At 47.1% G+C, this 19,236-nt stretch carries 17 protein-coding genes; 3 read left to right on the forward strand and 14 right to left on the reverse strand.

All coding sequences use genetic code 11. The features are described 5' to 3' along the window. Window positions 1-5: 5 nt before the first annotated feature. The 6 genes from modA to moaA form a co-directional block, all read right to left on the reverse strand. Window positions 6-845: a molybdate ABC transporter substrate-binding protein gene (gene modA, locus JO375_RS12030; RefSeq protein ID WP_229524693.1), complete on the reverse strand. Its 840-nt coding sequence runs from the start codon at window positions 843-845 to the stop codon at window positions 6-8. 51 nt (window positions 846-896) lie between these two features. Then, window positions 897-1,976, reverse strand: a complete 1,080-nt coding sequence (locus tag JO375_RS12035) for a thiazole biosynthesis adenylyltransferase ThiF (protein WP_229524694.1) — start codon at window positions 1,974-1,976, stop codon at window positions 897-899. A gap of 95 nt (window positions 1,977-2,071) precedes the next feature. Next, complete coding sequence (locus JO375_RS12040; protein WP_322098726.1) at window positions 2,072-2,776, reverse strand: molybdenum cofactor biosynthesis protein MoaE; 705 nt, start codon at window positions 2,774-2,776, stop codon at window positions 2,072-2,074. Window positions 2,777-2,832: 56 nt separating this feature from the next. Then, window positions 2,833-3,081: a MoaD/ThiS family protein gene (locus JO375_RS12045; RefSeq protein ID WP_229524695.1), complete on the reverse strand. Its 249-nt coding sequence runs from the start codon at window positions 3,079-3,081 to the stop codon at window positions 2,833-2,835. A 133-nt stretch (window positions 3,082-3,214) separates the two neighbouring features. Beyond that, window positions 3,215-4,027: a formate dehydrogenase accessory sulfurtransferase FdhD gene (fdhD, locus tag JO375_RS12050; protein WP_229524696.1), complete on the reverse strand. Its 813-nt coding sequence runs from the start codon at window positions 4,025-4,027 to the stop codon at window positions 3,215-3,217. 40 nt (window positions 4,028-4,067) lie between these two features. Then, window positions 4,068-5,081: a GTP 3',8-cyclase MoaA gene (gene moaA, locus JO375_RS12055; RefSeq protein ID WP_229524697.1), complete on the reverse strand. Its 1,014-nt coding sequence runs from the start codon at window positions 5,079-5,081 to the stop codon at window positions 4,068-4,070. Between the two features lie 649 nt (window positions 5,082-5,730). On the opposite strand from moaA, the gene fdhF reads away from it, so the two are divergent. Together fdhF and JO375_RS12065 are read left to right on the forward strand one after the other, a co-directional pair. Beyond that, window positions 5,731-8,673, forward strand: coding sequence for a formate dehydrogenase subunit alpha (gene fdhF, locus JO375_RS12060; RefSeq protein ID WP_229524698.1), 2,943 nt, complete (start codon window positions 5,731-5,733; stop codon window positions 8,671-8,673). A 13-nt stretch (window positions 8,674-8,686) separates the two neighbouring features. Then, entirely contained in the window at window positions 8,687-9,169 is a 483-nt protein-coding gene (locus JO375_RS12065) for a DUF1641 domain-containing protein (RefSeq protein ID WP_229524699.1), read from the forward strand. Window positions 9,170-9,351: 182 nt separating this feature from the next. On the opposite strand, the gene JO375_RS12070 is transcribed toward JO375_RS12065, so the two are convergent. The 6 genes from JO375_RS12070 to JO375_RS12095 form a co-directional block, all read right to left on the reverse strand. After that, entirely contained in the window at window positions 9,352-9,705 is a 354-nt protein-coding gene (locus tag JO375_RS12070) for a hypothetical protein (RefSeq protein ID WP_229524700.1), read from the reverse strand. Window positions 9,706-9,838: 133 nt separating this feature from the next. After that, window positions 9,839-10,702, reverse strand: a complete 864-nt coding sequence (locus tag JO375_RS12075) for a 2-keto-3-deoxygluconate permease (RefSeq protein ID WP_229524701.1) — start codon at window positions 10,700-10,702, stop codon at window positions 9,839-9,841. A 404-nt stretch (window positions 10,703-11,106) separates the two neighbouring features. Continuing rightward, window positions 11,107-11,751 (reverse strand): restriction endonuclease, encoded by a 645-nt coding sequence (locus JO375_RS12080; protein WP_377530302.1) that lies wholly within the window; start codon window positions 11,749-11,751, stop codon window positions 11,107-11,109. A gap of 116 nt (window positions 11,752-11,867) precedes the next feature. Continuing rightward, a complete protein-coding gene (aspA, locus tag JO375_RS12085; RefSeq protein ID WP_229524702.1) occupies window positions 11,868-13,277 on the reverse strand; it encodes an aspartate ammonia-lyase in 1,410 nt (469 codons plus the stop codon). A gap of 240 nt (window positions 13,278-13,517) precedes the next feature. After that, the gene (locus tag JO375_RS12090) at window positions 13,518-13,919 is read right to left on the reverse strand and encodes a VOC family protein (protein WP_229524703.1); all 402 of its coding nucleotides are present in this window, start codon (window positions 13,917-13,919) and stop codon (window positions 13,518-13,520) included. Window positions 13,920-14,193: 274 nt separating this feature from the next. After that, window positions 14,194-16,305 (reverse strand): endonuclease/exonuclease/phosphatase family protein, encoded by a 2,112-nt coding sequence (locus JO375_RS12095; protein WP_229524704.1) that lies wholly within the window; start codon window positions 16,303-16,305, stop codon window positions 14,194-14,196. Between the two features lie 183 nt (window positions 16,306-16,488). Here JO375_RS12095 and JO375_RS12100 point away from each other — a divergent pair, with 183 nt between their 5' ends. Beyond that, window positions 16,489-17,652, forward strand: coding sequence for an aminotransferase A (locus JO375_RS12100; protein ID WP_229524705.1), 1,164 nt, complete (start codon window positions 16,489-16,491; stop codon window positions 17,650-17,652). Between the two features lie 644 nt (window positions 17,653-18,296). Here JO375_RS12100 and JO375_RS12105 read toward each other — a convergent pair. Both JO375_RS12105 and JO375_RS12110 read right to left on the reverse strand, forming a co-directional pair. Further along, the gene (locus JO375_RS12105) at window positions 18,297-18,725 is read right to left on the reverse strand and encodes a hypothetical protein (protein WP_229524706.1); all 429 of its coding nucleotides are present in this window, start codon (window positions 18,723-18,725) and stop codon (window positions 18,297-18,299) included. 41 nt (window positions 18,726-18,766) lie between these two features. Further along, window positions 18,767-19,201 carry a hypothetical protein gene (locus JO375_RS12110; RefSeq protein ID WP_229524707.1) on the reverse strand — a complete coding sequence of 145 codons (435 nt, stop codon included), beginning with the start codon at window positions 19,199-19,201 and terminating at the stop codon, window positions 18,767-18,769. Between the last annotated feature and the right edge of the window lie 35 nt (window positions 19,202-19,236).

Raw genomic sequence — 19,236 nt, forward strand, 5'->3', positions numbered from 1 at the left:
GAATTCTATTTCCCAGTTGTTTCTGCAGGAGCTGAGAACCCATCTTTACTGAACACACCCATGGCTTCATCTGTACGCAGAAAATCGAGAAACTCGCCTGCTTCCTTGCTGTGCTTAGTTGCTTTTACAATAGCTTCCGGATACAGGATTGGTGCATGCAATTCCTCTGGTACTTCCAGCGCAACAACAGCTTTATCGGATGATTTGGCATCCGTCAGGTAGACAAGTCCGGCATCGGCATTACCTGTTTCAACGTAGTTTAATACTTGTCTCACGTCCTTGGCGAATACCATCTTGGGCTCCAACTTGTCCCAAAGCCCAGCCTTCGTCAGCGCTTCTTTGGAATACTGTCCGGCAGGAACGGTCGTAGGCTCACCAACCGCCAGCTTCAGGAAGGAAGGCCCCTCCAGATCATTGAGCGTAATGCTTTGGTTACCCGTACCTTTCTCCTTCACCTGCGGAACAACCACAACCAGTTTATTTTGAAGCAGTACGCTATCCTTTTCTACTAAACCAGCATCGGTCAATGCTTTCATCTGCTTCATGCCTGCCGAAATAAATACATCAGCGGGTGCGCCCTGCTCAATTTGCTTTTGCAGTGTGCCGGATGAAGCGTAGTTAAAGGTAAGTTTAATATCGGAATGTTGTTTCTCATACTGGTCCTTGAGTGTATTCAGACTATCCTGAAGACTCGCGGCGGCAGATACGATCAATTCTGTTTTGGGTGCAGACTGTGCAGACTGCGCGGACTGTGACAGCTGCTGTGCAGCCGGAGTCGAGCAACCAGCCAGTATCCATGCCGACAATCCAACAAGCGTGAATATGTACCCGAATTTGAATTTCAACTTGTTCGACTCCTGTCCCTATAAATTCCGAATGAAGCGACGAAAATGTGGTCATCCCAAATATTTGTGATAAATAGATCTCGCCTCGGCGATGTCCTTCGTGCCATGGATTAAAACGCGTCCATCTTGAAAAAGAACGATTCGATGCGTCCCGATAACGACGGATACCAAGTATGGATTATGCTCCACCTTGCCCCCCTGACGGGATAACAGGCGCGCCGCTTCGTTCAGATCACGTGCAGCGCCCGGCGCCGGGCGGATTTGGACCGTATCGCGCCCGCACAAGACAGCCGTTTTAGCCTGATGCTCCGATTGTAAAAAGGGATACACTGGATGTTCACCGCACGTCGGGCAATCGGCTTTTTTCATGGCGCTTACCTGGATCGCCTGGTGTTGATTGTTCCACAGATCGAAGGTAATCAGCCTGTTCTGCAAAGCCGAAACGTCCCCGGTGAGCAGCTTCAATGCCTCCGCGCTTTGGTAAGCTGCCACCATCTGTACAGCCGGGCTAATCACACCGACCGTATCGCAGGTCGCACCACCGAGCGGTACAGCTCCGAGCAGGCAATGCAGACATGGTGTCTGCTCCGGCACGATGGTAAAAGTTGTCCCATAGCTGCCCACACACGCACCGTAAATCCAGGGGATTCGGTGCTTGACCGCGTAATCGTTCATAAGCAGACGTGTATCGAAGTTATCGGTGGCATCTACGATGAGGTCCACCCCTGCGGCGATATCGTCGATTTCCTCCAGCGATACATCCCGGACTAGCGCACGGATGTCCACGTCCGAATTGATTTGCTGCAATCGTTTCTGGGCGGCTATCGCCTTGGGCATCTGATTACAGGCATCGGCTTCGTCATAGAGCTGCTGCCGTTGCAAATTGCTCCAATCTACATAATCGCGGTCTACCAGCGTCAGCCGCCCGATGCCCGCTCGCACCAGCATGTCCGCATTGGCGGTACCCAGTGCTCCAGCACCCACCATCAGGACGTGCTTGCCGCGAATATTTTGTTGACCTGTCGTTCCAATTTTCGAGAATAATTCCTGTCTGGAATAACGGGCAGGAGAAGCATGCGTATGTGCTTGTACATCAGCATCCGTTTTCTGGTCCTTGTTTATTACTGACATCGTTGATTTACGCCCCCATACTTCTTATCCATTGATAGCTGCAAGTTGATCAGACATGCTAAAAGTCCAGATATCCCCGCTCTTATTCTTTGAAGCTATTGGGTATTATGAGGATTCCAGCCACCCAGTTGATGTCCCTTCCACTCTGAGCCGTCCTCCCACACTTCCTTTTTCCAAATCGGTACGATTTGCTTTAACCGTTCAATGGCATGGCGGCTGGTTTCGTAGCATGTATCGCGGTGCGCAGCAGAAACGGCAATGACGACACTGGCCTCTCCAATTCTCACTGTGCCCAGCCGATGTGTAATTGCAATTCGTGAAGAAGGCCAACGTTCTGCAATTTCGTCGCCAATTTGCTTCATCGTGTTTATGGCCATCGGGACATACGCCTCATATTCAAGCAGCACGGTTCGCTGGCCTTGCGTATATTCCCGAGTCGTCCCATGAAAGGTCAGAGAGGCCCCATGAGAAGGGTCGAGCACCTTAGAGGTGACTTCATCGGTATTAATCGGATCGTATGTGATCACAAAAAATCCACATGTTGAAACAACCGTTTCCATTCCGGGTCCCGACTGAAGAAGAGCGATGGGATCGGATGGAAGCACAAGCTCGTTCGGAGAAGCCAGCCTTTGATGATGAGTAAAAAAAGAACCTTGCAGCTGTGAAGCCACTTCCAGGTATTGCTCCTTCAGCTTTGTTCGAAGGTCTGCAATGGTCACCGTTTCCTGTGAAAGCTCCACCGTAATTACGTCACCAAGCTGCTCCGCCATACCGGCGGATAGTTGAATACGGTACTGCATATACATCTGACCCCCTTTGCAGTAACTTTATCGAAATAAACCAGCCTGTATGAAATCTATCCCCCTGATACCGGAGGAATGATCGCAATCTCATCATGTATACTCACCAGGTCTTCCGGCGCGGCATAGGCTTGATTTCTGGCTACAAAGGAACCTTGCAACTGGGCGGCTGCCTCAGGAAAACGCTCGGACAACAAGCCTTTTAACGCGGTAATAGTCATCGTTTCCTGATCAGCAACCACCGTGATCACAGGCCCTCCCAGCTGTTCCGCAAGGCCGGCAAATACTTGAATGTGATATTTCATCTAATATGTTCACCCCTTTTCAGGTACACAGACTGTCCATATATGCACCAAGAAAAACCAACATGAACCAGTACCGCGGAAGGGGTTTAGTCCATGCTGGCTAACTTAATAATGTACATTGAGGATTCTCATATTATATTTTAGATTCCACCAGTTCATCAATACGTCCAGGATGCGTATACACATTCAAAGAATGACTTCGTATAAAGCCGACTGCAGTAATCCCCAAATCCTCGGCCAGTTCAAGCGCAAGCTCAGTGGGGGCTGACTTGGACAAAACAACTTCACAGCCAATTTTGGCAACCTTCAGCAGGATTTCAGATGAGATGCGTCCACTGAATACAATGATTTTATCATGTAATACAATATTATTTTTCAGGCAATGCCCGTAGATTTTATCCAGCGCATTGTGGCGGCCGATATCCATTCTTGACAGGATGATCCCGTTTTTGTCACACAGCGCGGCATTATGGACGCCTCCGGTCTCCTGAAAGGTTTGTGCCGAGCTTTGCATTAAATTCATCAGGCGGAAGCAGTCGTCAAAGGCCAGCGTCACATGGATATCCTTCATTCTTTTGGCCACTTTAGCATCATTCACAAAATAAAAACCCTGTCTGCTTTTTCCGCAACAGGAGGTAATATACCGTTTGGAATGAAATTGTTGATAAAATTCATTCATCCGCCGGGTTTTGATATGAACAAAACCTTCTTTTTCCTGAACCCAAATATGCTCAATATCATCGTATCGTTGAATGACGCCTTCCGAGGCCAAAAAGCCTACTGCCATATCCTCCAAATACTCCGGTGTGCACACCATGGTGGCAAATTCTTGCTGATTGATTTTGATGGTCACCGGTTGCTCTGTCACCACAGCGTCCTCCAAACACTTGATTTCACCGTCACAATAACGAAAAATCGCACGGTTTACCTCAGCTGGATTTTCCATGTGCTCAACTCCTTTGGTTCTGGCAGGCTGGCTTCTCGGCTCACCCGCCGATATGTGACATTTCAATTTTGGACGACGCTCGCTGCGTATGGGTCAGTCGTTCCTCTGAATAGCGGTCAGTTCGTCCTCTCCAAACACGCTCAATGTAAGCTCTGATCTCATCATCGGACTGTTCGGAACGCAGCATCGCGCGAAGCTCGTATCCTCGAGAGGCAAACAGGCACGTGTACAAGGTGCCTTCAGCGGAAATTCTCGCCCGCGTACATGTGGAGCAAAAGGCGTCCGTAACAGACGAAATGATGCCGATTTCCCCGTCTCTGTCCCGATACCTGTAACGCGTCGCCACCTCACCTCTATACTGGGGCTGGACAGGCTCCAGCGGCATTTGCTCATGGATCGTATGAAGAATTTGCTGCTTGGAAACGACCTGATCCAGTTTCCAGCCATTCGTGTTGCCCACATCCATAAACTCAACAAAACGCAAAATATGGTTTTTCCTTTGAAAATAGTCGGCCATGGGCAAAATATCCTGATCGTTAAAGCCCTTTTGCACGACCATGTTTATTTTCACCTGCATGCCCGCTTGAGCCGCAACATCAATACCATCCAGCACCGCCTTTAAGCTGCTTTTTCCCCCATTCATTCGGCGGAACCGATCATCGTCAAGCGAATCCAGGCTAACCGTCACTCTGTTCAGTCCTGCCTCCCGAAGTGCCGCAGCATATTTGGACAAAAATACGCCGTTCGTCGTCATTGCAATATCCTCAACTCCTTCGAGCCCGGTTAGCGAATGAATGAGCGAAGGCAAGTCCTTTCTCAGCAATGGTTCACCGCCAGTAATACGCAGCTTCGTTACACCGAGAGAGACAAAAATACGGGAAAGCCGTGTAATTTCCGCAAAGGTCAATATTTTTTCTTTTGGCAAAAAAGGATAATCGTGCCCGAAGATTTCTTCCGGCATACAGTACCGGCATCGAAAATTACATCGGTCTATGACGGATATTCTCAAGTCCCGTAACGGACGATTCCATTGATCGTCGCTGCGGTTGGTCATCACGTTCACCTCAATCCGTCATCATTATAGGCTTCTTGGGCTGATGCTTTCATGTAGCCTAAGAGCCAAAAAACCGGCATCACAACAACTTCTTCGCCTTGGATCATCGAAGAGTCTGCTAAATGCCGGTTAATTTATCTACATCAGGATTTGACGAATCCTTACATCGTATGATATAGAAAAATCAAACTAACAAGCGCTGCGACAAATAAAATATACGCGATTCCCCACGTACACTCCATTTATGACTGCTCTGCAATAGAATACATTTCTATTGTTAGCAATCCTCGAACGTTTGTCAATGCTTTTTCATTTTCTCAGACGATAATCATTATCAATGAAAGATTTTGCAAAATCCGTTACAAAAATTTTAATAATACACGTTGAACTATCTTAAATTTTACGCTATAGTTACACCAGATGACATGCAGAAAATGACATATTTTTTGTTTTCTCATCAGTGATTGATATACAGGCGGTGCGTACTGTTTGTTATTAATACATATTCCTATGGCGGATTGGCCTCCAGGACTTAGAGCTTGGTCACTACTCCACCATAAACACAAGTGCTAGTTGATGGCACTTGTGTTTATGGTGGAGTTTTTTTATTTCTAATTTTCAAATTCAAAATCTGAAAGGAGCCTGAACCGTGATTGATAGTACAATCAAAATTACATTAAACGGACAGGAGCTGAAAGCAAGAAGCAATGCAACAATTCTTGAAATCATTAACGAAAACAACATTGCCCATCCCCAACTGTGTTACGTCCCCCAAGTCGATCCGATCCGTACCTGTGACACCTGTATCGTCGAAGTAGACGGAAAGCTGGTGCGTTCCTGCTCGACACAGGCCTCAGACGGAATGAACATCCATTTGCATTCGGATCGGGCGAAAGCGGCTCAAACGGAGGCTATGGACCGGCTGCTAGAAAACCATCTCCTCTACTGCACAGTGTGCGATAACAACAACGGTAATTGTAAATTGCATAATACAGCAGAGCTTATGGAAATTGAACATCAAAAATATCCGTATCGGCCGAAAGTGGACCCGACGGAAGTAGATATGTCCCATCCATTTTATCGCTATGACCCCAACCAATGTATTGCATGCGGCCAGTGTGTAGAGGTATGTCAAAACCTGCAGGTCAATGAAACACTGTCTCTGGACTGGGAAGCTGAACGCCCTCGCGTCAAGTGGGATGACGGAGTAGCAATTAACGATTCCTCCTGCGTCAGCTGTGGTCAGTGCGTAACGGTCTGCCCCTGCAATGCATTGATGGAAAAATCCATGCTGGGTGAGGCTGGCTTCATGAGCGGTATGGATAAGGATTTGTTAAATCCGATGATCCATTTGATCAAGGAAGTGGAGCCAGGCTATAGCAGCATTTTTGCTATTTCCGAAGTCGAAGCAGCGATGCGCGAAACCCGTACGAAAAAAACGAAAACGGTCTGCACGTTCTGCGGTGTAGGTTGCAGCTTTGAGGTATGGACCAAAGACCGTAAAATTTTGAAGGTGCAGCCTAGCTCGGGCGGACCTGTCAACGGGATTTCGACATGCGTCAAAGGCAAGTTCGGCTGGGATTTTGTGAACAGCGATCAGCGTTTGACCAAGCCTTTAATTCGGAAAGGCGACGAATTTGTAGAAGCAACCTGGGAAGAAGCGCTGAGCCTGATGGCTAGTAAAATGGGGGCTATTAAAGAAACCTACGGCGGGAAGGCGCTCGGCTTTATTTCCTCGTCCAAATTTACCAATGAGGAAAATTATCTGATGCAAAAATTGGCACGTCAGGTGTTCCAGACGAATAACGTTGACAACTGCTCGCGATATTGCCAATCTCCTGCATCATGGGGCCTGCAATACACTGGAGGCATCGGCGGAGACAGCGGCACCATTCAGGACATTGCCAAGGCAGGCCTGGTCATACTGGTCGGCTGTGCGCCGGGCGAAGGGCATCCGGTGCTGGCTACCCGCATCAAACGTGCGCATAAGCTGCACGGTCAGAAGCTGATTTCAGTGGATTTGCGGAAGCACGAAATGGCGGATCGTGCAGATTTGTTCATTCGTCCGAAGCAAGGTACGGACTATGTATGGTTATCCGCGGTAGCCAAATATATCATCGACCAAAACTGGCATGATCCGAAATTCATTGAAGAACACGTCAACTTCTATCCCGAATATTTGAAGTTGCTGGAAACGTACACACTGGAATTTGCCGTACAGGAAACAGGCATTTCCAAAGAAACGCTGATTCAGGTGGCGACCATGATTCACGAAGCCGACGGCACCGCCATTTGCTGGGGCATGGGCGTGACGCAAAATATCGCGGGCTCCTACACTTCAATCGCCATTGCCAACCTGCTGCTGGTGACTGGAAACTTTATGCGTCCAGGTGCAGGCGCATATCCGCTCCGCGGACATAACAATGTGCAGGGTGCTGCTGACATGGGCACCATGCCGGACATTTTCCCTGGCTATCAGCCTGTGACGAACGATGCCATTCGTGCCAAGTTCGAAGCGGCTTACGGCGTACAGATTCCGGATCAACGCGGACTGGATAACATTCAAATGCTGGAGGCTATTGCAACAGGTGAGCTTAAAGCGATGTATATCGCCGGAGAAGAGATGGCATGGGTGGATGCGGACTCCAATCATACGCAGGAAATGCTGGCGTCTCTGGATTTTCTTGTCGTTCAGGATGTATTCCTGAGCAAAACAGCGCAATTCGCGGATGTCATTTTGCCAGCCGTACCTTCACTTGAAAAGGACGGTACCTTCACCAATACTGAACGGCGTGTACAGCGTTTGTATGAGGCACTGCGCCCTGTGGGGGACAGCAAACCGGATTGGTGGATTTTCAGCCAATTTGCCAAGTATATGGGATTTGATTGGGATTATAGCCATCCGAGTGAAATTTTTGCGGAGATGGCCTCGCTTACCCCATTTTTCGCTCAATGCAATTACGACATATTGGAAGGCTGGAACAGCTTCCATTGGGGTTCACCGGATGGCAGCAATACGCCGCTGCTACACACCAACGGCTTTAATTTCCCCGATAAAAAAGCACGTTTGGGACTTTTCGAATATGTACCACCGGTACAGTACCCGGCTGAATTTGACTTGACCTTAAATAATGGCCGACTGCTCGAACAATTCCATGAAGGAAATATGACAACCAAATCAGCAGGCATCCAGCTCAAGCTCCCCAAAGTATTTGTGGAAGTATCACCTGAATTGGCTGAGGAGCGCGGAGTCAAGGACGGATCGCTGGTTCGTTTGGAATCGCCTTATGGCGCAGTCAAGCTGCGAGTTGTGGTCACTGACCGGGTACAGGGAACTGAAATCTATGTGCCTATGCACTCCACCAGTCATGACGGTGCTGTCAACCTGTTAACCGGTGGAGCGTTTGATGTCATTACCCGCACACCGGCCTATAAACAAACCAAGGTGCGGATGCAAATTTTGGAGGTAGACGGTCAAAATCCGCTGCCGCGTATCAATCCACGCTATAAACAGCGTCATCCGCAAAACGGGGTTGAAGTGAACCGTAAGTGGAACCGTCCTGGCTATGTCGATTTGGTAGATCAAAGATAAGGAGGTCAAACTCGTGGCTAAGCCTATTTCAATCGCGAGAAAACGTATTTTGACAGAAGAAGAACGACAACAACAAGCGCTGGATCAGCTTACCGCTGATCTGGCGGATAACGGAGCTGCCTTGCAGAAGACGCTCGACATTGTACGTGAGCTGCACGACAGCGGTCTTCTGGAAGCGGCGCAGTCAATGCTAAAAGCGAAAGAAAGCATCGTCAAAATCGCTGTGGGACAAGCAACGCGTAAGCCTGTAACGAATATCATCAACAATCTGATGGGCACAGCCGGAATACTGTCCGAGATCAACCCTGAGCTGATGAAAAAGCTGGCAAGCAGCGTTACTACAGGTCTGAACGATGCCGAAGAGCATCTAAAGCAGCATAAAAAAACCAGGCTGCGCGATCTTATGAAGGCGATGAATGACCCGGACGTGAACCGGGCGATGGGCTTCGGCATTCATTTTCTCAAAGGAATGGGAAAAGGGTTGTCCGATAAGTAGCGCATAGAGATGATGTCGCGTCCATAACAAGAGCATCAGAACTGTATGCTGGAGTAAAGGATAACTTTTTCCGCTCATGAGTAAATATCGCTACTTTACAGCAAAGGGACAACGGATAAGGGTATCTGATATTACACATAGATAAAAGAGCTGGCTCCGAAAAAACGGGCTGGCTCTTTTATTTATTTTTTATCCACTTGCAGCAGCGTCACCGTTTTGAGAGCAACGGCATCTTTTATTTGCTCTTCTGCAATAACCTTTAATTTAAGCAGACTGGCAATCTTCGCAGCATCCGGCTTGGATAACAATCGCCATAACTGTGGATCAGGCAGAGAATGATATAGCTTGGTGTGATCATATTCCTTGCGGTTTTGCTGCACAATTTTGACCCGGTAGCTGCCAATTTCACATTCGGCGATTCCCTGCTGTGCGCAATGAGTCGTAATATCATGACGTAGATCGTTCAGTTCGCCTTCAATTTCTTTTTGCTTCTGCTTTAACTGGTAGTAGCGACACACCTTGTGTTCCAAATCCATCACACTCCTCTGCTACATATGTATGCTTGCAGAAGTGTTTTAGGACAAGTTTGGATGTGAGGAACTAATGCGTACTTGCAAAAGCATTTCCCGGGTAATTGAGATGAATATAAAAGCCAGCCTCATCCGAACTTTATTTTGGCATATCTGCGCCCGGATTTAGAGGTCCTGCATCTTTGGACTCTCCTTTACGCTTCATATAATTGGACCAATACGCTGTCAAAATCGGTACCAAAATGGAGGTGACAATGACCGAAGCGGCAACTAATGCCGTGGCTGATTGAGCAACAGGCAAAAACTCCGGCTTGATATTGGCAACAATGACCGGATTGGCTACCGCTGCACCTGCTGTACTGGAGGCTGCAATCCCTGCTGTACCATTACCTCCGCCGAAATATTTATCTGCCAGAACCAGTGGAATGCCAGTAATAATGATAACAAAAATGCCTAATAAAATACCGAGCACACCCGTCTGGACAATAACACTCAGATCAATGGAACAGCCAAGTGCAAAGCCGAAAAATGGAATCAGGGCTTGCGTGGCGTTGCCAAAATATTTGCGAAAATCAAGATCCAGATTCCCCAAAACAAATCCGACCAAAAATGGTAAAACTGCACCCACAAAAGCCTGCGTTGTTTGATTTTCATAACCCGTTCCACCCTTTCGTTTTTGGCAGTGCAAAGGCCGTGTTACTTGCGGCTCAGACCGAGGTCGGGAAGTCAGCTTCGCAAAAGTGCCATGGCTCTCCTTTAGCTGCTTGGCGAAATGTCTCTGCATTCTTGACACGCAGCCCGGTAGCCTGCTGTAGTGTCGGAACAGCATTGCGGCGGCAAGATGCCAAATGCTCCCTGTGCCTGCATTGCCCATTTTCAGCTTGCCCGGATGGACTCTGGCGTCCTCCAGAAATGCTTCCGCTGTCTTCCATGGCGTATCCGCCCTGACCGTAAGGCAGACAGCATAGCTACTCCTGCCGCAACCAGCACATATATTTGCCATGGCTTTTTGTTCATTACGCGCCCTCTTCTCCAAAAAAGTAAACCGGGCCCGGCGTCCGCCCGCTTTGACCCTCCAGCGTTGTCGGCCATATGGCTGTCGCTTATTATGAAGTCAATGTACCGCACCGCGGAAGGGCACAGCTATCGCTTAATCTTCGTATTTATCTTCAAAAACACCAAAGTATCGACCTTATGACCGATCTGCATACCCAAACTTACTAACAAAATTATATATAATTCATTTACAACCAAAAATATACAATAATATGCATAAAACACAAAAAGTATATTTTTAATATTATTGTTTTTTTGGATATATAATGGATTATTATTTATCCTCTTCATGCAAAAAGGACTGCTGTCAGACTTGAATCAAATCGCCTAACCGTCAGTCCCCAAACTTATTTATTTTCCACTCCATTTAGTGACCATTACATCTACTTTACTTTCTATTAAATCCATGGCTTCCTCACGGCGTTTTGTTTTGAACCAATCAATCATGTCCACCAAATCGTCACGGTCCAGTAATTTAACCCCGTTTACAGCAGCCAGCGTTTTGCAGGATTCGGTATAACGCCCGGAGGTGATGACGACAGACTTGTCTGCTGCATAATAACGCATAGAGGTATAAATCTCTTGCACAGCCCCCAATCCTACCGGATGTTGTACACCATAACGCTTGGCTTGGATTACGATTCTGTCGCCTGCACGGTCTGTAAACACCAGATCCGCACCAAAATCCCGGCTGCCAGTGGTTTTATAAATATCATGATAGCCGAGGGCGGATAAGAGCCGCTGCAAATAAAGCTCGAATTCCGAGCCGTCTTCCATCCGATCGATATCCTGAATGCCGATTTTTCGGGGGTCCAGATCGCGTAAAATCCGATTCCGGTGGCCACGCATCAGTCCTCTGACGATGAGCACCAGCAACACGAACATTATAATGAGTCCAATCCCTAATTCCTTATATGCCAATAATTGCTCCAGCAACGTTCCTCTTCCCCTTTTTGCACATGTGCAGGCGATAATCCGTGACAGAAAATCTGCCATACTATACCTGGCTCACGTATTACATCTTATAGGTTTACATATTAAAAACCCCGCCGGATTCGACGGGGCTATCTTCGTCTTGCCTCAAAGCTGTCTAAACTCTAGACTCCGCAAAATTATTCACGATTTAACAAAGATTCTCCGGCAATGCCAGGCTGAGTCATTTGATATGGGTCCAAAATAATATCCAGCTCTTCCTCGGTCAAGACATTATACAGCAAACACAATTCACGTACCGATTTTCCTGTCGTAATGGCCTCGCGAGCAATGCGGGATACGACCTCATATCCAAGGTGGGGATTGAGGGCTGTAATAATGCCTACGCTGTTCTCCACATATTCACGGCACCGCTCTACATTGGCTTCAATCCCTTCCACACAATGGATGCGGAAGACGCTGAAGCCCTGCTTCATAATTTCCAGCGATTGCAGCAGGTTGTAAACAAGCACAGGCTCCATTACATTCAGCTCCAGCTGTCCCGCCTCAGAAGCGAGACAGATCGTGTGGTCATTGCCAATGACCTGAAAAGCAATCTGGTTAATGACCTCGCACATGACCGGATTTACCTTGCCTGGCATAATGGATGACCCCGGCTGACGAGCAGGCAAACTCAGCTCACCGAGACCAGCACGTGGACCTGAGGCCATCAGACGGATGTCATTAGCTACCTTGGACATGTTCATCATGCAAATTTTCAATGCAGCAGATACTTCGGTGTAGGCATCCGTATTTTGTGTGGCATCAACGAGATTCTCGTCAGCTTCTAATGGAAAGCCACTGATCTCTGCCAGTACCTCAGCGACACGCTGAATGTACCGACGGTCAGCATTCAGGCCGGTACCGACGGCAGTTGCGCCCATATTGATCGCCAGCAGATGCTGCTTGGTCGCACGGACACGCTTGATATCACGGCCCAGCACGCGCGCATAGGCCTGGAACTCCTGTCCCAGTCGAATTGGCACCGCATCCTGCAAGTGGGTCCGGCCCATTTTAATCACACTGTCAAACTCTTTCGCCTTATTGGAAAACGCCTCTTGAAGCTCACTCATGCTTACCAGCAGCTGGTCAATCATGCTTAATACAGCCAAATGGACTGCTGTAGGGAAAGCATCATTCGTCGATTGCGCCATATTGACATGATTATTGGGACTGATCTCCTGATAATCTCCGCGCTGCTTGCCCATCAGTTCCAGTGCCCGGTTTGCAATCACTTCATTTGTGTTCATATTGATAGACGTGCCTGCGCCGCCCTGAATCGGATCGACGATGAAATGGTCGTGCAGCTTCCCTTGAATGATCTCGTCAGCTGCCTGAATGATGGCCTCTGCTTTGGAACGATGCAAACGAGTCAGCTCCATATTTACCTTCGCTGCTCCCTTTTTGACGATCGCCATAGCCTTAATCAACTCAGGATGCAACCGTTGGCCTGTAATCGGGAAATTTTCCTTTGCCCTCATTGTTTGCACACCGTAATAGGCGTCTGATGGCACTTCCTTGGTACCTAGAAAATCATGCTCCAGCCTCATATTCTCAATTCCTCCGCTGTGTGTGTTACGATCTTTAATCTGGACGAGCTCGAATTTTCATACAGAGACTTTATAGGGTCCCTCTCTTCATTATACGTTCCCATTCCCGTGCTTTTCCAGTTGAATTAACGCGGAAAAAGGTTACGCAATTCAATGACAAATTATCATTAACGCCAGCTTCTATAAAGCCGATGGATTCTTACTTTCCACAGCATTCTTTTTTTTCCACATTGGTTTCAGCTATTGTTCTGCCATATAAAACAGCTCCCACAGATGGCCATCCAAATCCTGAAAGCTCCATCCGTACATAAAGCCATGATCCTGAGGTTCGTTTGAAGGTTTGCCTCCCGCCTGCAAAGCCTTGTGAACAAGCTCGTCCACCTCTGCCCGGCTCTCCACAGATAAAGCGATAATCGCTTCCGTGCTTTTGGTTGCATCCGAGATTTCTTTTGTAGTGAACTCTTTAAAACGTTCTTCCTCCAGCAGCATGACAAAGATATGCTCACTCACAACCATACAGGTTGTTTGTTCATCGGTGAACTGAGCATTAAATTCAAATCCGATAGCCGTGAAAAAATCAACGGAGCGCTGCAGATTTTTAACCGGTAAATTCACAAAAATTTGTTTGGCTGTTACTCCCATGACATTTTCACCTCTTCATCCCTCGTAAAATTGAATTTTACACACTGTTTCTCAACAAAAGATAACTTAACTATCGTATAAAGTCAATCAATCTGACATTTACAGGATTGATCGATTACTCCTTATTTAGCATATCCAAGGTCCGGGATAATACAGTAGCCGTTTCTGCCCTCGTTGTGGATGCAGTTGGAGCAAAACACCCCTTTTATCTTTGATCTCCCTTTATAATGCCTGCTCCTGACAGGATGTTCATCATTTTGCTCCGCTCCATTCACTACTGCCTTGACGTCACTACATTTGAATTGGATGGGCTGCTTTTGTTCCAATCATCATCGGATGTCTGACTCTGTCTATTGGCACGACCATTAGCACTGCCGCTGCTGCCGTTCCCGGTATTGTCGTTCCCTTCGTTATGCTGCTGTTCCTCATCATCGTCGTCCTTGCGTCCGCCTCTACCGTTTGTTGGCGGTTGGTCTGTTTTGCGCGGCAAACCGATTTGGGCAACCAGCGGGTCATGATCGCTTACCCGTCCGTCCGCCGCACTAAAATCTGCATTGATGTGAACGATGCCCAGCACGGATGTTGCACGCAGGGACGCGCTGACCAGTATGTGATCTAGTGTCTGCGAATTCCCTTCATAAATATAGGAGTATCGCTCCTTTTCATCCATCTTGTCGATCAGGTTGGTCAATTCCTGTCCCCGCAGCAAAGTCAATGTTTGAGAGAATTGAAAATCATTTAAATCCCCGAGCACTACTATATTAGCCTTGGGATTTACCTGCAGTACCGACTTCACAAAGCCATTTACAATCCCCGCAATCTTCGCCCGCTGTATTTCGCTGCTTCGCACAGGCGGCTGAGCCCCTCCAAATGGCGCCTGATCGCCTCCTTTGGAATTAAAATGGTTTGCAACCACCATCACCTGCTGACCTCCAAACTCAAACTCGGCGGCCAACGGCTTCCGTGAATCATCAAATGCTGCATTCAAGGGATCAATGCGACCCGGATTGAGAGACAGTCCCCGGGCATTGTAAGTGACAGACGTCACTGCATCGCCCTTAGGCTTGTCCGTCAGCGTGACACGTTGCGGGTTGTAGAGAAAACCGACCCGAATGTTACCGCCGGGGGCGCCGCCATCCTTATTATTTTCAGGTGCAATATCCGTAAAAGCATACTCCGGTCCTCCATGGGAACGAATGGCTTCAATTAGCACACGAAAGCTTTTGGAAGCGTCTGTGGTGCCATCATCCTTCTCACCGTTATTGTCTTGAACCTCCAGCAGACCTATGATGTCCGGGTGATTCAAATTTACAACGATGGCCTGTCCAAGCTGACCAATCCGTTTTCCATCACCGGGATCAAAGTTTTCCACATTAAAGGAAGCGACTGTCAGCTTGCGATCATCTTGCTTCAGACTCGTGCTGGCTGGCTGGAGACCGCCCGGTATAATATCTGGCAGCCGCTCCGGCAACAGCTTGTAGTTGCTGAAGCTGTAGCTGACAATCCCCGTGACGGGCCCGGCAAAACGATCCCCTGTTTTCACCGGGACCGAAGGCTTCCCGTTAATCAAAATTCGCTGCGGATTCAGACTTCTGTCTGTCAGCATGAGTCCGCCCGCCTTGGTCAGCACCTCGCCTGTGTTCGATCCGTTATCAATCCTGACCGGAATTTCATACCCATAAGGTCCGATCACAGTCGCATCGTCGAGTTCTACACGCATCGCTTCCAGACTTTCGAAAAAGTCCAGGCCATCCTCCTGAGGATCAAACTCCGCCATTCCATCATTATCGACAACCGCCGTTGGCATCACACGTCCATGCTTCCCAAGCAGAACCGGAGTCGGCAGCGGACGATCCTTGGCAACCACCGTTACTGAAGAGGCGACTATTTCTGTAGTGGTCAGGTCGATGGGCTTGCTGGCATAGGTTTTTTCCATATACTCCTTCACCGAGCCGCTAACCCGTACCTCATCACCAGGCTTTACACCACTGCCAGGCTTGTACACTAAAATAGCCTCGGATGTTTTTTCATCCTGATCTACGTGATCATCCGCCTCTTGCATATAGAAGCTGCTTCCCTTTACCATCGTAACAATGCCTTCAACCTCTGCTACCTTTTGTCTCTCATACGGTGAACGGTGGGCTGCTCCCTGAATGTCGTGGATGCGAAGCTTTTTCGGCAAATTGACTTCTTGATAAACGTTTGTCCCAACCGTTACAGGCCTTTGCAGCGCTTCCTGTTCGAGCAAAGGTGCAGGCTCTGCTTCAGCTCTTCCACCACATAACCATCCCGTTCCTCCCGAAAACACCAGTATGGTACTGAGCCAAACCATTCCAAGACCTTTTAATTTTTTGGATAACATTGTTTCTATGTAGGCTTGCTTCAAAAGGGCTCACTCCTCTCATTTTTTGATTTGATTACGCTTACAATATAAGTCATCATTTAAGATAACATAAATTAGTCAATCCCGTATCTGAATTATGTAAAAATGAATTTTTTCTTGCCGTAGCAAAATCAGATCATATTATTGTAAACTTGTTCTAATACAGAAAAAGGTGGCACACACGCTATGGAGCATTTGCTTAATGATCAGGTTAAAAACATTCAAATCAGCGGTATCCGCAAAATCGCCAACAAGGTGGCCGCATTGCCCGGAACCCTGTCCTTAACGATTGGACAGCCGGATTTCCCTACTCCTGCGCATATTATGGAAGCCGCCCATCGGACGATTAACGAAGGACGCACCTCATATACGCCTAACCCCGGACTACCCGAGTTACGAGAGGCCGCAGCTGCGTTTGTGGCTCATAAATACGGGCTGAATTACCGTGGACAGGATGAGGTGATCGTAACAAACGGTGCCAGTGAAGCGCTGGATATTACCTTGCGCACGATTTTATCACCCGGCGATGAAGTCATTCTGCCTGTACCGATCTATCCGGGATACGAGCCGTTGATCCGTTTGTCAGGCGGTATTCCCGTGTTCGCCGATACCCGCAGCAGCGACTTCAAGCTTACCGCTGAGGTGCTGAAGCCTTACCTGACCGAGCGGACAAAAGCAGTCATCCTCGGCTACCCATCGAATCCGACCGGGCGGGTAATGAGTCGTGAAGAGTTGGAAGCAGTCGCGGAATTGCTGAAGGGACGTGATCTGTTTGTCATTTCAGATGAAATTTACAGCGAGCTGATTTACGACTTACCCCACGTATCCATTGCGGCTCTTCCGGGTATGCGGGAACGCACTATCGTCATCAACGGTTTGTCCAAATCGCATTCCATGACAGGCTGGCGTATCGGGTTCACACTTGCGCCTGCTGAAATTACACAGCACATGGTCAAGGTACATCAGTACAACGTGACCTGTGCCAGTTCGATCAGCCAATATGCAGCGCTGGAAGCTCTGACCGCCGGTGTGGATGATGCACTTCCGATGCGCGAAGAGTACCGCAAGCGACGTGACTATGTGCATGAAAGGCTGACAGACATGGGGATTCCGCTCGAGAAACCCGAAGGGGCCTTTTATCTGTTCCCTTCCATCGCCCATTTTGGATTAAGTTCGATGGATTTCACCTTGAAGCTGCTGAAAGAGCATGGAGTGGCTGTCGTACCGGGCGATGCTTTTTCCTCCTATGGTGAAGGATACATTCGCTTGTCCTACGCTTACGGACAGGATGTGCTTGAACAAGGGCTGGATAAAATAGAGCGGTTTGCTAGAAGAATTGTAGGGAGTTAAGGTGGGGAGAGGCGCTACGCGTCCATTTGATCTTCCGATTGCTGTTGCTGGGGGATTCTTTGGATTGTATAAAACATTTATAGATAAGAATCCCACAGCAAAGGCGACCGCTCCACTTCTCCAGATTCAAATGGCCCGCTTCGCTACTCCCCGCCTTAAAGTCCCTCAAATCTCTAACATGTGTGCAGTGTAAGGGAAAGAGGTAGATACTTAACTAAACCGCGTTAACTTAACCTTTGTGAACAAATTAAAGCTCCTTGGCAACCACATTTGCTTATGATATTCCTCTATTTTTCTATTAATTCATTGAATATTTCTCTATCTTCGGAAAGTAAAGTCGGAAATCCGTTTCTTTTGCTCGTATGTGTTGGTACTTGAATCCAATTTAATAAAGCTATTTTCACCAATCACATATACAATATTTTTTTTATCTTATAAGACAAAACGTTATCAATCACTGAATTTGGAGCTTCAATTTGATGAGTGTATTATTGGAGGCTCACCTGATCCTCCTCCTCTGTATATCTGAAAAGTCCCATCGCCAAAAAACTCTAACGTATCTTTGCCATAAGGGTACTTGCGTATCGTATCGTTTCCTGAATTTGACAATAAAATTAAAATTGTAGCTATAACTAGTAGAGAGATCAGATAAAGATATATCTACGCTTCATCTGCAAATTACACCTCACTTCTAAGCTTTTCTTGTATTCAGTTACTGTAACAAAAGATGTATACTCATTGAGTGTTCCCCATGATTCCATTATATTTGTTAGATTGGCCGCAGCCCAACCGAGTTTGTTGTCCCCAGTAAACATTTGTTTAAAATTAAACTCGAAATTATATTTATCATAATATATTGTAGTAATCTTCCATTGCCCGTTTACATATGTTCCCTCTATTTTGTACTTCATTTTATGAAAAGCATTATATAAATCTCTATCACTCTCAATTGCAATAGAATCATTACTTGAAAAACTTCTAACTTTTTTATCGTTAGCTTTTTGAACTGCTTTATCAATTACGTACATATTATGTTCTTTAGATTTTTTAACTTGCTGCGCCTCATATGACACTCGTTAAAGTTTAAATTCCCTGGTCTGTAATCAAGTGAATGTTAAAGTAAATTGGCTGTGATGTCTCCGTACTTCTTTCGCGTTATAGGAACAGCTACTAATGTAAATGCTTTACGATCAGGATAATGTATTACAGTGTCTGTCGAATCTTTTATCTGTTCTTCACCTCGCACCCAAGTCTTTTCTAGTTCTACCATCGGATTTTCAAACGGAAAAGTATTATTTCCTGCATACACTAACATATTCTTACTATATGCGCCTTCCAGTACTTTTTGCGAGACATCAGACTGATCCTTTTCTCTTGTTTCCTTAGGTTCTAACTGAGGATTGTATTGAATTTTTCCCAATTGATCTTCTTTTTGTTTTAAAACAAGTTCAAACTCAAGGATCTCTTTGCTGGTATCAATCTGTTCTTGATACTCATCTACGTAAGCGTGTGTAAACGTAATATCTCGAATTGTGTTTTCATTTCTCACGATTTGGATATTACATTTGCGATAGTAATCCTCAG

Origin of the sequence: Paenibacillus farraposensis (assembly GCF_020736845.1) — a bacterium.
Lineage (GTDB): Bacteria > Bacillota > Bacilli > Paenibacillales > Paenibacillaceae > Paenibacillus > Paenibacillus farraposensis.